This is a genomic window from Acidovorax sp. M14 (assembly GCF_049331375.1).
Lineage (GTDB): Bacteria > Pseudomonadota > Gammaproteobacteria > Burkholderiales > Burkholderiaceae_C > Acidovorax.
Genome location: NZ_CP186263.1, coordinates 1575787 through 1589263 on the forward strand (window position 1 = coordinate 1575787; position 13477 = coordinate 1589263).

Below are 13477 nucleotides of genomic sequence, written 5' to 3' on the forward strand. Positions count from 1 at the left end.
GATTCAGAACCCAGTTGGAACAGGAACGCCGCGCAGCCCCTCAGAGCAATGCGCGGCGGCTCGGGTCAACGGGGGCTCGTTCAGCCCTTCTTGACTTCCTTCACCTCGGCATCGACGACGTTATCGTCATCGGCGGGCTTGTTGGCTGCACCGGCCGAGGCGCCTGCGGCGTCTGCACCACCGGCCGCCTGGGCGGCTTGCGCTGCCTGCGATTCGGCGTACATCTTCTCGCCCAGCTTCTGGCTGGCGGCCATCAGCGCGGTCGTCTTTTCGTCGATGGCAGCCTTGTCTTCACCCTTCAGCGCTTCTTCCAGGGCCTTCACGGCGGCGGTGATGGCGTCCTTTTCGCCGGCTTCGAGCTTGTCGCCATGCTCGGCGAGGCTCTTGTTCACACTGTGTACGGCAGCTTCACCCTGGTTGCGGGCTTGTACCAGCTCCAGCTTCTTCTTGTCGTCCGCGGCGTTCAGCTCGGCGTCCTTCACCATCTTCTGGATTTCTTCTTCCGACAGGCCCGAGTTGGCCTTGATGGTGATCTTGTTTTCCTTGCCGGTGCCCTTGTCCTTGGCGCCCACGTGCAAGATGCCGTTGGCGTCGATGTCGAACGACACTTCGATCTGTGGAACACCACGGGCTGCCGGTGGAATGCCTTCCAGGTTGAACTCGCCCAGCAGCTTGTTGCCCGAAGCCATTTCGCGTTCGCCCTGGTAGACCTTGATGGTCACGGCAGGCTGGTTGTCGTCGGCCGTCGAGAAGGTCTGTGCGAACTTCGTCGGGATGGTCGTGTTCTTGGTGATCATCTTGGTCATCACACCGCCCAGTGTTTCGATACCCAGCGACAGGGGGGTCACGTCCAGCAGCAGCACGTCCTTGCGGTCGCCCGACAGCACCTGACCTTGAATGGCGGCGCCCACGGCCACGGCTTCGTCAGGGTTCACGTCCTTGCGGGGGTCCTTGCCGAAGAACTCCTTGACCTTCTCCTGCACCTTTGGCATGCGGGTCATGCCGCCGACCAGGATCACGTCATGGATGTCGGACACGGACACGCCGGCATCCTTGATGGCCATGCGGCAAGGAGCGATGGTGCGCTCGATCAGCTCTTCCACCAGGGCTTCCAGCTTGGCGCGGGTCAGCTTGATGTTCAGGTGCTTAGGGCCCGAAGCGTCGGCCGTGATGTAGGGCAGGTTGATGTCGGTAGAGGCCGAGTTGGACAGCTCGATCTTGGCCTTTTCAGCGGCTTCCTTCAGGCGTTGCAGGGCCAGGACGTCCTTGGAGAGGTCCACGCCTTGCTCTTTCTTGAACTCGCTGATGATGTAGTCAATGATGCGCTGGTCGAAGTCTTCGCCGCCCAGGAAGGTGTCGCCGTTGGTCGACAGCACTTCGAACTGCTTTTCGCCGTCTACGTCGGCGATTTCGATGATGGACACGTCGAACGTACCGCCACCCAGGTCATACACAGCAATCTTGCGGTCGCCCTTTTCCTGCTTGTCCAGGCCGAAGGCCAGGGCCGCAGCCGTGGGTTCGTTGATGATGCGCTTGACGTCTAGGCCTGCAATGCGGCCAGCGTCCTTGGTGGCTTGGCGCTGAGCGTCGTTGAAGTACGCGGGCACGGTGATCACGGCCTCGGTCACGGGCTCGCCCAGGTAGTCCTCGGCGGTCTTCTTCATCTTGCGCAGAATGTCAGCAGACACTTGCTGGGCCGACAGCTTCTTGCCGCGCACTTCCACCCAGGCGTCACCGTTGTCGGCGGCCACGATGGAGTAGGGCATCAGGTCGATGTCCTTTTGCACTTCCTTTTCGGTGAACTTGCGGCCGATCAGGCGCTTGATCGCGAACAGCGTGTTCTTGGGGTTGGTCACGGCCTGGCGCTTGGCGGATGCGCCGACGAGGATCTCGCCGTCTTCCTGGTAAGCCACGATGGACGGCGTGGTGCGCGCGCCTTCGCTGTTTTCGATCACGCGGGTGGTGTTGCCCTCCATGATGGAGACGCAGCTGTTGGTGGTGCCCAGGTCAATGCCGATGATTTTTCCCATGATTTTTCTCCGAATGCTTGAATGGTTTGGATGGCTAGTAACTTGTGGATAACTTGGTGGGGTTCAAGTCTTCCGGGGCGATTTTTTGCGGCTTTTATTTGGGGGCCGCCACGGTGACCAGGGCGGGGCGCAGTACGCGCTCGGCGATCACATAGCCCTTTTGCAGCACGGCGACCACCGTGTTGGCTTCTTGTTCAGCGGGTACCACGCTGATGGCCTGGTGCTGGTGGGGGTCGAACTTGGCGCCTGCAGTGGGGTTGATGGCCACCACCTTGTTGCGCTCGAGGGCCGAGGTCAGCTGGCGCAGCGTAGCGTCGGCGCCCTCGCGCAGCTGCTGGGGGGTGGCTTCCTTGATGGCCAGGGCGGCATCCAGGCTGTCGGCCACGGGCAGCAGGCTCTCGGCAAAACTCTCGATGCCGAATTTGCGGGCCTTGGACACTTCCTCTTCAGCGCGGCGGCGGGCATTCTCTGCCTCGGCCTTGGCACGCAGGAACTGGTCGGCCAGATCGGCGCTCTTGGCCTTCAGCTCGGCCAGCTCGCCCTGCAGGCGAGCCAGCTCATCGGAGGCGTGGGCAGCCATGGCGGCTTCGACTTCTTCGGGGGCAGGGGCGCTCTGGGCGGGGTTGGTTTGGCTGTGGTCTGACATGTCAGTAAGTGAAGAGGTAAAAAAGCGGTACGCGCGGCATCTGGGGGCTCGCCGGGCAATATCAAGGTCTGCGCAAGGGATTTGTCGTTGTGACGGCCCGGACTGGCGCAAGTGGTTGTAAGGCATGTCGGCCCAACTGCCGTTTTTGCAAGGGCCCTATCTCCCATGACCGGGCAAATGGGGCGCGGAGAGTGCGGCTGCGAATGTGCTGAGTGTACAAGCGCGAGCGGCCGGGTTATAATCGCAGGCTTTCCCTTGCCACACCACTTCTAGACGCGGTGGGTGGTCTCACCCAAAAGGAGTCTGCATGCGTCATTACGAAATCATTTTGTTGATCCATCCGGATCAAAGCGAACAAGTGCCAGCCATGCTGGAGCGCTACAAGGGCATGATCACCGCTGGCGGTGGCAAGGTGCACCGCGTGGAAGACTGGGGCCGTCGTCAACTGGCGTACCTGATCAACAAGCTGGCCAAGGCCCACTACCTGTGCGTGAACATCGAAGCCGACCAGGCTGTGATGGCTGAACTGGAACACGCCTTCAAGTTCAACGACGCCGTGCTGCGCCACCTGACCGTGCAAAAGAAGAAGGCCGAAACCGGTCCTTCCTCCATGATGAAGACCGTGGAGCGCGAAGAAGCCCGCAAGGCCAGCCAAGCTGAATACGCAGCGGCTGGCGAGCGCTGATCCTCTTCTCTCTTTGGAGTGGAGAACCGCGTCGTCTTGACCGCCTGTATCGCAGAGGCTGAACCCCTGCGATACACGCCCGCCGGATTGCCTGCCATCTCGCTGCGCCTCGAACACGAGTCCCAGCAAACCGAGGCAGGTCGCCCCCGCGAAGTCAAGGCTGCCATGAAGGCCACCGCGTTTGGAGCGATGGCCGAGCGACTGGCAAGGCAGAACATCGGAAGTCTCTGGACTTTCTCTGGGTTTCTGGCCACGCCGCGCAACGGCAAGACTGCAGTGCTGCACATCCAGGATATTCAACAAAATTAATTTTCAAGGGGTCCGCAATGGCCACGTTCAAGAAGTTCAACAAAGACAAGCGCCCAAAGCGCAACACACAGTCCCTGCTGTTCAAGCGCAAGCGCTTCTGCCGCTTCACGGTGACCGGTGTTGAAGAAATCGACTACAAGGATGTCGACACGCTGCGTGATTTCATCGCCGAAAACGGCAAGATCATCCCCGCACGCCTGACCGGCACGCGCGCCATCTTCCAGCGTCAGCTGAACACTGCCATCAAGCGCGCCCGCTTCCTGGCCCTGGTGCCTTACAGCGACCAGCACAAGATCTAAGGAGCACAACCCATGCAAATCATTCTGCTCGACAAGGTTGTGAACCTCGGCAACCTCGGTGAAATCGTCAAGGTCAAAGACGGCTACGCCCGTAACTTTCTGATCCCCGCTGGTCGCGCCCGCCGCGCCACCGAAGCCGCCAAGGCAGAGTTCGAAGCCAAGCGCGCTGAACTCGAAAAGGCCGCTGCTGCCAAGCTGGCAGAAGCCCAAGCCCAAGGCGAAAAGCTGGCCGGTACCACCGTCAAGCTGACCCAAAAGGCTGGCGTGGATGGCCGTCTGTTTGGTTCCGTGACCAACCACGACATCGCCGAAGAGCTGAACAAGCAAGGCTACAAGGTTGCCAAGTCGCAAATCCGCCTGCCCAACGGCCCGATCAAGGTCGTGAGCGATAGCGCTGTGAGCGTGGCTCTGCACACCGACGTGGTGGTGGAAGTCAACGTGTCGGTCTACGGCGAAACCGCCTGATCGTCCGTTCGGACTTTTCGACAAAGCCGCCCTCGGGCGGCTTTTGTTTTTGTGTGACCGTGGTTTGTACACGGTTGCCCACGGGTTACCCCCGCCTTATCCACAGACTTGTGCCATGACGACGCGCCGTGCGGGCGATAGCATGCCGGGTTGACTTCGAGGATTCCATGTCTGCCGTTTTCCCACCCCTTGATGATGGATTCACGCCCGTGCCGGACCGTGAGATTGCCCAGTTGCGTGTGCCGCCGCACTCCATCGAGGCGGAGTCCAGCGTGCTGGGGGGGCTGCTGCTGGACAACAACGCCTGGGACCGTGTGGGCGACTTGCTGGTGGAGAGCCATTTCTACCGCCATGAACACCAGATGATCTACACCGCCATCGGTGCGTTGATCAATGCCAGCAAGCCAGCCGATGTGATCACGGTGTTCGAGCACCTGCAGAACCAGGGCAAGGCACAGGAGATGGGGGGGCTCGCTTACCTGAACAACCTGGCGCAGTACGTGCCCAGCGCCAGCAACATCCGGCGCTATGCCGAGATCGTTCGCGAGCGTGCCATCCTGCGCAAACTGGTCACGGCCAGCGATGAAATCTCCACCAATGCCTTTAACCCGCAAGGCAAGACCGTGGAGCGCATCCTGGACGAGGCCGAGGCCAAGATCTTTGCCATTGGCGAAGAGGGGTCGCGAACCAAACAGGGCTTCCAGTCGCTCGACACGCTGGTGATCGACCTGCTCGACAAGGTGCAGGAGATGGCCGACAACCCGGTGGACGTGACCGGCATTCCCACCGGCTTTGCCGACCTGGACCGCATGACCTCGGGGCTGCAGGCGGGTGACATGATCGTGCTGGCGGCGCGCCCCTCCATGGGCAAGACCTCGTTTGCGGTGAACATTGCCGAGCACGTCGCGCTGAACGAAGGCCTGCCCGTCGCCATCTTCTCCATGGAAATGGGGGCCGCCCAGCTCGCGGTGCGTATCGTGGGCTCCATCGGCCGCGTGAACCAAGGGCATTTGCGCACCGGCCAGCTCACCGATGACGAGTGGCCGCGCCTGACCGAGGCCATCGAGAAGCTGCGCACGGTGTCGCTGCACATCGATGAAACCCCGGGCCTCACGCCCAGCGAGCTGCGCGCCAATGCACGGCGCCTGGCGCGCCAGTGCGGCAAGCTGGGCTTGATCGTCGTGGACTATTTGCAGCTCATGAGCGGCTCGGGCGCAGGCAGTGCCGACAACCGGGCGACAGAGCTGGGCGAAATCTCCCGGGGCCTGAAGATGCTGGCCAAGGAGTTGCAGTGCCCGGTGATTGCGCTGTCGCAGCTCAACCGTTCGGTAGAGCAGCGCACCGACAAGCGCCCCATGATGTCCGACCTGCGCGAATCCGGTGCCATCGAGCAGGACGCGGACATCATCATGTTCATCTACCGCGACGACTACTACAACAAGGACTCAAAGGAGCCCAACGTGGCCGAGGTCATCATCGGCAAGCAGCGTAACGGCCCTACGGGAACCGTGAAGCTGTTCTTCCAGAAGAATCAGACGCGCTTTGAGAACCTGGCGATGGGTTCGGGTGACGACTTCTAATAAAAATAGCTGCTAGCGCATGATTCATATGCGCTGGCAGCTATTGAATTTATAGCGAATGAGGGCGAGCGCTATGCAGTCCTGAGTCTGTGGCTCCAGTCGCGCAGTATGCACATTGGCACTACTGCCGCAGCACCCACACCAGCAACCCCGTGCATGCCGCGGCCAGGATGCCTGCGGCTACTGTGAGCCGTTGCTGGCGCTGCCGTAGCACTTCCACCGCTCGCACCACCTGGGCATTCTGTTCGGCCAGCGACTGGATCAGCACGGCAGACTCTTGCTGCTCCCGCACCAACTGCGCCACCCGGTCGCGCAGATGCTGGAGCTGCAAGGCGACCGGCATGGCGGGTTCGCCACCAGACCCGCCTTCCAGCGCACCCGCTGCAGCGTCGGCATTCCCTTTCTGCGTGGTGCCCAGCAGCTTTTTGGCGGCTTGCAGGATCTGGGGCGTCGCCTCGATGACGTCGCCCCAGGGCACCAGCTTCAGCGCAGCAACCCAGCCTGTCGCCAACTCAGAGCACCTCGCTGGCGAAGTCCGCCAGGCGTGAGCGTTCGCCCCTCGCCAGCGTGATGTGGCCGCTGTGTGGCCAGCCCTTGAAGCGGTCTACCGCGTACGTCAGGCCGGACGAGCCTTCGGTCAGATACGGTGTATCGATCTGCGCCAGGTTGCCCATGCAGATGATCTTGGTGCCAGGGCCTGCGCGGGTGATCAGCGTCTTCATTTGCTTGGGCGTCAGGTTCTGCGCCTCATCGATGATCACGTACTTGTTCAGGAAGGTGCGTCCGCGCATGAAGTTCATGCTCTTGATCTTGATGCGGCTGCGGATCAGCTCGTTGGTGGCCGCACGGCCCCACTCGCCGGCGTTGCCGCCGTCGCCCTTGGCCAGGAACTCCAGGTTGTCGTCCAGCGCGCCCATCCAGGGGCCCATCTTTTCTTCCTCGGTGCCGGGCAAGAAGCCGATGTCCTCGCCTACGCTCACGGTGGCGCGGGTCATGATGATCTCGGTGTAGCGGCGGTCGTCCAGCACTTGGGTGAGGCCTGCAGCCAGGGCCAGCAGGGTCTTGCCGGTGCCCGCCGTGCCGGTCAGCGTCACGAAGTCGATCTCGGGGTCCATGAGCAGGTTCATGGCGTAGTTCTGCTCGCGGTTGCGGGTGGTCACACCCCACACCGCGTTCTTGGCAGAGCCATAGTCCTTCAGCGTCTGCAGCACCGCAGTCTTTTCGCGGATCTCGCTCACACGCGCGAACAGGCTGGGCTCGCCGGGCGCCTCGAAGTACACGAACTGATTGATCATCAGCTGCGGCACGATCGGTCCGCCAATGCGGTAGTAGGTGTGGGCGCCGCTCTGCCAGCTTTCCACGTTCTTGCCGCTCTTGGTCCAGAAGTCCGGTGGCAGGGCCAGCACGCCGGCGTACAGCAGGTCGCCGTCTTCCAGTGTCTTGTCGTTCTGGTAGTCCTCGGCGTTCAGGCCCAGGGCGCGCGCCTTGACGCGCATGTTGATGTCCTTGGACACCAGCACGACCTCGCGCGGGGCATGCAGCTTGCGCAGCGCTTCCACCACGCCCAGGATCTGGTTGTCGGCCTTGCCAGGGGGCAGGCTGGTGGGCAGGCTGTAGTCCAACGGTACGGTCTGGAAGAACAGGTGGCCGCCTGCGGCACGCTGGCCGGTGGAGTCGAGCTTGAGGCCCTTGGCCATGTCTGCGCCTTGGGCGGCCGCCAGCGCGTCGAGCGTGCGGCTTGCCTGGCGGCCATTGCGGGCGACTTCGGTCATGCCCTTCTTGTGGCCGTCCAGTTCCTCCAGCACGATCATCGGCAGGAAGATGTCGTGCTCTTCAAAGCGGAACAGGCTGGTTGGGTCGTGCAGCAGCACATTCGTGTCCAGCACGAAGAGCTTGGTCGGGCCTTGTGACGCGGATTTGCGGGCTCGGGTGGTGGTTGCGGCGGCTGGTGCGGTGCTGGCGATAACGGCCGGCGTAGCGCTGGTGCTCCGTGCCTTGCGGGTCCCGGTGCTGCGAGCCACGGGTGCGGTGACGGGTTCGGGTGTGCGGGCGCGGGTCTCGACCTGGACCTGGACCAGCGGAGCGGCTTCGGGTGCTGCCAGCGCAGAGGCCACGCTGTCTGCCTTGCGGCCAGCGCGGGCCGGCGCTCCTGCAGTGCGCTGAGGCGCAGCCACCGGTTCGTTGGCGGAGGTGGTCGCTACGCGAGGGCGGGCCGTGACTTCAAAGGCTTCTGGCGCGAGGAGTGCAGCGCGCCGGCTGGGGGCGGGGGGCAGGGGCATGGTGGCAGGGCCTCGGTCGGTAAAGGGGTAACGGATGGGTCAGAAAGCAAAAAGCCGCCTTGAGGCCAAGGCGGCTTTTTGGGTGGGTGCTAGCGGTGCAGTAACCAGGGGCATTGATCCATTATGCCCACTCCATGTGTCTTGCCGAGGCAAAACGGGTGGTGTGTCGCGTGGATGCTCCAATGACCCCTGATGGACTGAAATAGCGCAATCGAACCCTTTGCAATCCGTGCTGGGCTCAGGCGGCCTTCTTCAGGGCCTTGAGAGATTTGACAGTCTTGAGAACTTCGTCCACGTGGCCAGGTACCTTGAGGCCACGCCACTCTTGCACCAGAAGACCGTCGGGGCCGATCAGGAAGGTGCTGCGCTCAATGCCCTTGACCTTCTTGCCGTACATGATCTTGTTCTTGACCACGCCGAACATGTGGCACATTTTCTCTTCGGTATCTGCAATCAGCTCGAACGGCAGTTCCAGCTTTTCCTTGAAGTCGTCGTGCGACTTCATGTTGTCACGCGAGACGCCGAACACTGCGGCGCCAGCCTTCACGAAATCCTTGTACTTGTCGCGAAACTGCATGGCCTCCGTAGTGCAGCCCGGCGTGTTGTCCTTGGGATAGAAGTAGAGAACCAGAATTTGGCCAAGGTGGGAGGTGTTGGAAACCTTGATACCACCGGTTGCGTTGGCTTCAAATTCAGGGAGGGGTTTGTTGACAACGATCGCCATATCACTTCAATCTCTCAGGATGTAGTCGTTGGTAAGCCGAGGGAGTGGGTGTGTTATTGCTCTTGGTAGTGCCCCCGACCGCAACCGGTGATTTTACCCTGAAAACGGTTCCCGGCCAAATGTAAGACAGTGTGTCCTGGCTGCGGTGGCGCCCACTTTGGCACGGCTGTGCATAGGTGGATGGCTTTACATCACAGGGTCCGCCGGAGCGCGCTCACACTTCCAGGATCAGGGCTGCGACCACGTTGCGACCTTCACTGGCCAGGATGTTGTACGTGCGGCATGCTGCCTGCGTATCCATGGTTTCCAGTCCCAGCCTCCGAGCGATCAGCGGAGCCAGCCAGGCTGGCGGAGGAAAGCGGTTGCGCAGGCCACTGCCGAAAATGACCAGCTCGGTTTCCAGCTCAGCCAGCTGGGCAAAATGCTCCGGTGTCAGGTCGTCGAAGCGTGTACAAGGCCAGGGTTGACGCAGGCCCCCAGAGCCGATGATGACGCTGTGTGTGATCTTGTCGGCGTCAATACCGATCCAGCCGGGGCCGTAGCCGCTGATGGTCTGTGCATTGGAGCGGTCGGGCTGGAATTTCATGTCGGGAATGGGTGGGCTTGGGGGGCTGCGGGGCATGGCAGCAGCGCCTGGTGCCGGGGGATGGCAACGGTTCTGTGGTCAAATTATAGGTTTCGTCTGAGGGCGCCGGCCCCGGCGGCCTCCTGACCCCACCGCACTACTGTCAGCGCATGAAAACCGTCCAAAAATCCGCCAAGCTTGCCAATGTTTGCTACGACATCCGGGGCCCGATCATGGACGCGGCCAAGCAGATGGAGGAAGACGGGCACAAGATCATCAAGCTCAACATCGGCAATCTGGCCGTGTTCGGCTTTGATGCCCCCGAGGAAATCCAGCAGGACATGATCCGTAACCTGCCCAATTCAGCGGGCTATTCGGACAGCAAGGGCATCTTCGCCGCCCGCAAGGCCGTGATGCATGAGACCCAGAAGCAGGGTATCAAGGGCGTGGCGCTGGACGACATCTACCTGGGCAATGGCGCCAGCGAACTGATCGTGATGGCCACCAATGCGTTGCTGGATACGGGCGACGAATTGCTGCTGCCGTCGCCGGATTACCCGCTGTGGACGGCTGCGGCGAGCCTGTCGGGCGGCACCCCGGTGCACTACCTGTGCGACGAAGCCAATGGATGGATGCCCGACTTGGACGACATCCGCTCCAAGATCACGCCGCGCACCAAAGGCATCGTAGTCATCAACCCCAACAACCCCACGGGGGCCCTGTACTCGGTCGAGCTGCTCAAGGGCATTGTCGCCATCGCCCGCGAACATGGCCTGGTGATCTTTGCGGACGAGGTGTATGACAAGGTGCTGTACGACGGCGCCAAGCACACGGCCATTGGCTCGCTGAGCGAGGATGTGCTCACACTCACGTTCAACTCGCTGTCCAAGAGCTACCGGTCCTGCGGTTACCGCGCTGGCTGGCTGGTGGTGTCGGGCGACAAGAAGCCTGCCAAGGACTACATCGAGGGCCTGAACATGCTCTCCAACATGCGCCTGTGCGCCAACGTGCCCGGCCAGTGGGCCGTGCAGACGGCGCTGGGGGGGTACCAGAGCATCAACGAACTGGTGTGCGAAGGCGGCCGCCTGCGCAAGCAGCGTGACCTGGCGTATGAGCTGATCACGGCCATTCCCGGTGTGACCTGTGTGAAGCCGCAGGCCGCGCTCTACATGTTCCCGCGCCTGGATCCGGCGGTGTATCCCATCGAGGACGACCAGCAATTCTTCCTGGAGCTGCTGCAGGAAACCAAGGTCATGCTGGTGCAGGGCACGGGGTTCAACTGGCCCGCGCCTGACCATTTCCGCATCGTGTTCCTGCCCCATGAAGATGACTTGCGCGATGCCATTGGCCGCGTGGCGCGCTTCCTGGAGCAATACCGAAAGCGCAAGCAGACCACTGCGGCAGCGGTCGCGGCCTGATCCGTCGCGTTGCCCAGACAACAAGGCGATACGCTCCATGCGCAGCCCCTCCGCTCTAGACCTGGCCCGGCATGTTGCCGCCTGCGTGCTGGTGGCGGCGGGCTTGCTCGGCACCGTGCACGCTGCCGACAAGGGCAAGGAGCCCGTGAGCTTCCAGCACAAAGACTGGGCCTTGCAATGCGACAACACCCGCACTTGCAGGGCCGTGGGGTACCAGTCTGAGAGTGGAGAGTCAGAGCCGGTCTCCATGCGCCTGACCCGCGAGGCAGGGCCTGATACTCCGGTGCTGGTGGACCTGCAAGTGTCCACCGAGAAGGCCTCTCCAGCGTCGCTGCACCTCAAGGTGGGCGCACTCTCGTTGCCGGGGCTCAAGGGCGACACCCCCAGCGTGCCTGCGGCCCAGGTGCCTCGCCTGCTGCAGGAGTTGCTCAAGAATGAAGAGGCCACGGTGGCCGCTGGCAAGGACCGTTGGGTACTGTCGCTGGCGGGTGTCACCGCAGTTCTGCTCAAGATGGACGAGGCCCAGGGCCGGGTGGGCACCCCGGGCGCCCTGGTGCGCAAAGGCACGAAGCCAGAGGCTTCCGTGCTGCCCCCTTTGCCTGCTCCCGTGATCAAGGCGGTGACCCCGCTGCCTGCGCGCAAGGGCGATGCCGCGCTGGCCCAGCCGCTGGTGGCTGCGCTGGACCGCGCCAGCACCGAGGGCCAGTGCAATGGCGACGATGCGTTCAACCCCGCCAACGTGCAGGTCTACCGGCTCACGGACCGCAAGGTGCTGCTGTCCGTGCCCTGCGGCATGGGTGCCTACAACTTCAGCAGCTTGCTGTGGGTGGCCAACGACCGCCCGCCCTACAAGCCAGAGCCCTTGCAGGACGTGGACGGCGATTTCGATCCCGCCTCGGGCATGGTGCATTCGGCGATGAAGGGCCGTGGCATTGGCGACTGCTGGTGGGTGCGTGAGTGGCAGTTCGACGGCCAGGGTTTTGTGCTGCGCAGCGAGTCTGGCGATGGCATGTGCCGTGGTTTTGCGGGCGGCGCCTGGCAGCTGCCGACCTATGTCACCCGCTGACGGATCTGCTGCTCGACACCTCGCCCCATACATCCTTCCCGAATCATTGTTTTTCTTTCTCTTCCCATTGCTATGAAACCCATCCAAGTAGGCCTTCTGGGCATCGGCACCGTCGGCAGCGGCGTGTTCAACGTGCTCGCACGCAACCAGGACGAAATCAGCCGCCGTGCTGGCCGTGGCATCGAGATCACCATGGTGGCCGATCTGGACGTGGCGCGCGCCAAGGCCGTGGTGGGTGACAGCATCCAGGTCGTCAACGACGCCCGCGCCATCATCGCCAACCCCGACATCGACATCGTGATCGAACTGATCGGCGGCTACGGCATCGCCCGCGCCCTGGTGCTCGAAGCCATCGCGGCGGGCAAGCATGTGGTCACTGCCAACAAGGCGCTGCTGGCCGTGCACGGCACCGAGATTTTTGCGGCCGCATCGGCCAAGGGCGTGATGGTCGCCTTCGAGGCCGCTGTGGCCGGGGGCATCCCCATCATCAAGGCGCTGCGCGAAGGCCTCACGGCCAACCGCATCCAGTGGATCGCCGGCATCATCAACGGCACTACCAACTTCATCCTGTCCGAGATGCGCAGCAAGGGCCTGGACTTTGATGTGGTGCTCAAGGAAGCCCAGCGCCTGGGCTATGCCGAGGCCGACCCGACCTTCGACATCGAAGGCGTGGACGCCGCGCACAAGGCCACCATCATGTCGGCCATCGCCTTCGGCATCCCCGTGCAGTTTGACAAGGCCTACGTGGAAGGTATCACCAAGCTCTCCGCTGCCGACATCAAGTACGCCGAGCAGCTGGGTTATCGCATCAAGCTGCTGGGCATCACCAAGCGGGCCGAAAAGGGCATCGAGCTGCGCGTGCACCCGAGCCTCGTTCCCTCCAAGCGCCTGATCGCCAACGTGGAAGGCGCGATGAACGCCGTGGTGGTGCAGGGCGATGCCGTGGGCACCACGCTGTACTACGGCAAGGGCGCGGGCTCCGAGCCCACCGCGAGCGCTGTGATTGCTGACCTGGTGGACATTGCCCGCCTGCACACGGCCGACCCCGAACACCGCGTGCCCCACCTGGCCTTCCAGGCCAACACGCTGCAAGGTGCCATGGACCAGCTGCCCGTGCTGCCGATGAGCGAAGTGGTCACCAGCTACTACCTGCGTCTGCGTGTGGCCGACCAGGCGGGTGTTCTCGCCAAGGTCACCGGCCTGCTGGCAGAGGCCGGCGTGAGCATCGATGCCGTGCTGCAGCGCGAAGCCGATGAGGTGGGTGGCGAAGGATCGACCCAGACCGACCTGATCATCCTGACCCATGACACCCGCGAAGGCACGATGGATGCCGTCATTGCACAAATGCAGGCACTGCCTACCGTGCTGGCGCCCATCACGCGCATCCGCAAGGAAGAGCTCAACTGATGAT

General features: G+C 62.6%; 14 protein-coding genes. 8 read left to right on the forward strand and 6 right to left on the reverse strand.

Translation table 11 applies throughout. From position 1 onward, the window contains the following. Positions 1-80: 80 nt before the first annotated feature. Together dnaK and grpE are read right to left on the reverse strand one after the other, a co-directional pair. Positions 81-2030 carry a molecular chaperone DnaK gene (gene dnaK / locus ACOYR4_RS07300; RefSeq protein WP_110959345.1) on the reverse strand — a complete coding sequence of 650 codons (1950 nt, stop codon included), beginning with the start codon at positions 2028-2030 and terminating at the stop codon, positions 81-83. A 94-nt stretch (positions 2031-2124) separates the two neighbouring features. Next, on the reverse strand, positions 2125-2676 hold the full coding sequence (gene grpE, locus ACOYR4_RS07305) for a nucleotide exchange factor GrpE (RefSeq protein WP_422849107.1): 552 nt from the start codon (positions 2674-2676) through the stop codon (positions 2125-2127). Between the two features lie 307 nt (positions 2677-2983). On the opposite strand from grpE, the gene rpsF reads away from it, so the two are divergent. The 5 genes from rpsF (at position 2984) to dnaB (ending at position 6014) form a co-directional block, all read left to right on the forward strand. Further along, positions 2984-3361, forward strand: coding sequence for a 30S ribosomal protein S6 (gene rpsF, locus ACOYR4_RS07310; protein WP_015013245.1), 378 nt, complete (start codon positions 2984-2986; stop codon positions 3359-3361). A gap of 18 nt (positions 3362-3379) precedes the next feature. Continuing rightward, complete coding sequence (gene priB, locus ACOYR4_RS07315) at positions 3380-3670, forward strand: primosomal replication protein N (protein WP_015013246.1); 291 nt, start codon at positions 3380-3382, stop codon at positions 3668-3670. A gap of 17 nt (positions 3671-3687) precedes the next feature. Then, positions 3688-3969: a 30S ribosomal protein S18 gene (gene rpsR / locus ACOYR4_RS07320; protein WP_005795932.1), complete on the forward strand. Its 282-nt coding sequence runs from the start codon at positions 3688-3690 to the stop codon at positions 3967-3969. A gap of 12 nt (positions 3970-3981) precedes the next feature. Then, on the forward strand, positions 3982-4434 hold the full coding sequence (gene rplI, locus ACOYR4_RS07325) for a 50S ribosomal protein L9 (RefSeq protein WP_015013247.1): 453 nt from the start codon (positions 3982-3984) through the stop codon (positions 4432-4434). 167 nt (positions 4435-4601) lie between these two features. Then, positions 4602-6014 (forward strand): replicative DNA helicase, encoded by a 1413-nt coding sequence (gene dnaB / locus ACOYR4_RS07330; protein WP_043565250.1) that lies wholly within the window; start codon positions 4602-4604, stop codon positions 6012-6014. A gap of 121 nt (positions 6015-6135) precedes the next feature. Here dnaB and ACOYR4_RS07335 read toward each other — a convergent pair whose 3' ends face one another. From ACOYR4_RS07335 to ACOYR4_RS07350, 4 genes are all read right to left on the reverse strand, one after another. Beyond that, positions 6136-6525, reverse strand: a complete 390-nt coding sequence (locus ACOYR4_RS07335; protein ID WP_422849108.1) for a hypothetical protein — start codon at positions 6523-6525, stop codon at positions 6136-6138. A 1-nt stretch (position 6526) separates the two neighbouring features. Continuing rightward, the gene (locus ACOYR4_RS07340) at positions 6527-8293 is read right to left on the reverse strand and encodes a PhoH family protein (RefSeq protein WP_422849109.1); all 1767 of its coding nucleotides are present in this window, start codon (positions 8291-8293) and stop codon (positions 6527-6529) included. Between the two features lie 238 nt (positions 8294-8531). After that, the gene (locus ACOYR4_RS07345) at positions 8532-9017 is read right to left on the reverse strand and encodes a peroxiredoxin (RefSeq protein ID WP_015013251.1); all 486 of its coding nucleotides are present in this window, start codon (positions 9015-9017) and stop codon (positions 8532-8534) included. 214 nt (positions 9018-9231) lie between these two features. After that, complete coding sequence (locus tag ACOYR4_RS07350) at positions 9232-9603, reverse strand: Mth938-like domain-containing protein (RefSeq protein WP_422849110.1); 372 nt, start codon at positions 9601-9603, stop codon at positions 9232-9234. Between the two features lie 149 nt (positions 9604-9752). Here ACOYR4_RS07350 and ACOYR4_RS07355 point away from each other — a divergent pair, with 149 nt between their 5' ends. The 3 genes from ACOYR4_RS07355 (at position 9753) to ACOYR4_RS07365 (ending at position 13473) form a co-directional block, all read left to right on the forward strand. After that, on the forward strand, positions 9753-11000 hold the full coding sequence (locus tag ACOYR4_RS07355; protein WP_015013253.1) for a pyridoxal phosphate-dependent aminotransferase: 1248 nt from the start codon (positions 9753-9755) through the stop codon (positions 10998-11000). A 37-nt stretch (positions 11001-11037) separates the two neighbouring features. Then, positions 11038-12066 carry a DUF1176 domain-containing protein gene (locus tag ACOYR4_RS07360; RefSeq protein ID WP_422849111.1) on the forward strand — a complete coding sequence of 343 codons (1029 nt, stop codon included), beginning with the start codon at positions 11038-11040 and terminating at the stop codon, positions 12064-12066. Positions 12067-12138: 72 nt separating this feature from the next. After that, positions 12139-13473 carry a homoserine dehydrogenase gene (locus tag ACOYR4_RS07365; RefSeq protein WP_015013255.1) on the forward strand — a complete coding sequence of 445 codons (1335 nt, stop codon included), beginning with the start codon at positions 12139-12141 and terminating at the stop codon, positions 13471-13473. Positions 13474-13477: the final 4 nt, after the last annotated feature.

Bases quoted from the DNA above. Each gene is read 5' to 3' on its own strand.
- dnaK (WP_110959345.1), bottom strand. From the start codon at position 2,030: ATGGGAAAAATCATCGGCATTGACCTGGGCACCACCAACAGCTGCGTC.
- grpE (WP_422849107.1), bottom strand. From the start codon at position 2,676: ATGTCAGACCACAGCCAAACCAACCCCGCCCAGAGCGCCCCTGCCCCC.
- rpsF (WP_015013245.1), top strand. From the start codon at position 2,984: ATGCGTCATTACGAAATCATTTTGTTGATCCATCCGGATCAAAGCGAA.
- rpsR (WP_005795932.1), top strand. From the start codon at position 3,688: ATGGCCACGTTCAAGAAGTTCAACAAAGACAAGCGCCCAAAGCGCAAC.
- rplI (WP_015013247.1), top strand. From the start codon at position 3,982: ATGCAAATCATTCTGCTCGACAAGGTTGTGAACCTCGGCAACCTCGGT.
- dnaB (WP_043565250.1), top strand. From the start codon at position 4,602: ATGTCTGCCGTTTTCCCACCCCTTGATGATGGATTCACGCCCGTGCCG.
- ACOYR4_RS07340 (WP_422849109.1), bottom strand. From the start codon at position 8,293: ATGCCCCTGCCCCCCGCCCCCAGCCGGCGCGCTGCACTCCTCGCGCCA.
- ACOYR4_RS07345 (WP_015013251.1), bottom strand. From the start codon at position 9,017: ATGGCGATCGTTGTCAACAAACCCCTCCCTGAATTTGAAGCCAACGCA.
- ACOYR4_RS07350 (WP_422849110.1), bottom strand. From the start codon at position 9,603: ATGAAATTCCAGCCCGACCGCTCCAATGCACAGACCATCAGCGGCTAC.
- ACOYR4_RS07355 (WP_015013253.1), top strand. From the start codon at position 9,753: ATGAAAACCGTCCAAAAATCCGCCAAGCTTGCCAATGTTTGCTACGAC.
- ACOYR4_RS07360 (WP_422849111.1), top strand. From the start codon at position 11,038: ATGCGCAGCCCCTCCGCTCTAGACCTGGCCCGGCATGTTGCCGCCTGC.
- ACOYR4_RS07365 (WP_015013255.1), top strand. From the start codon at position 12,139: ATGAAACCCATCCAAGTAGGCCTTCTGGGCATCGGCACCGTCGGCAGC.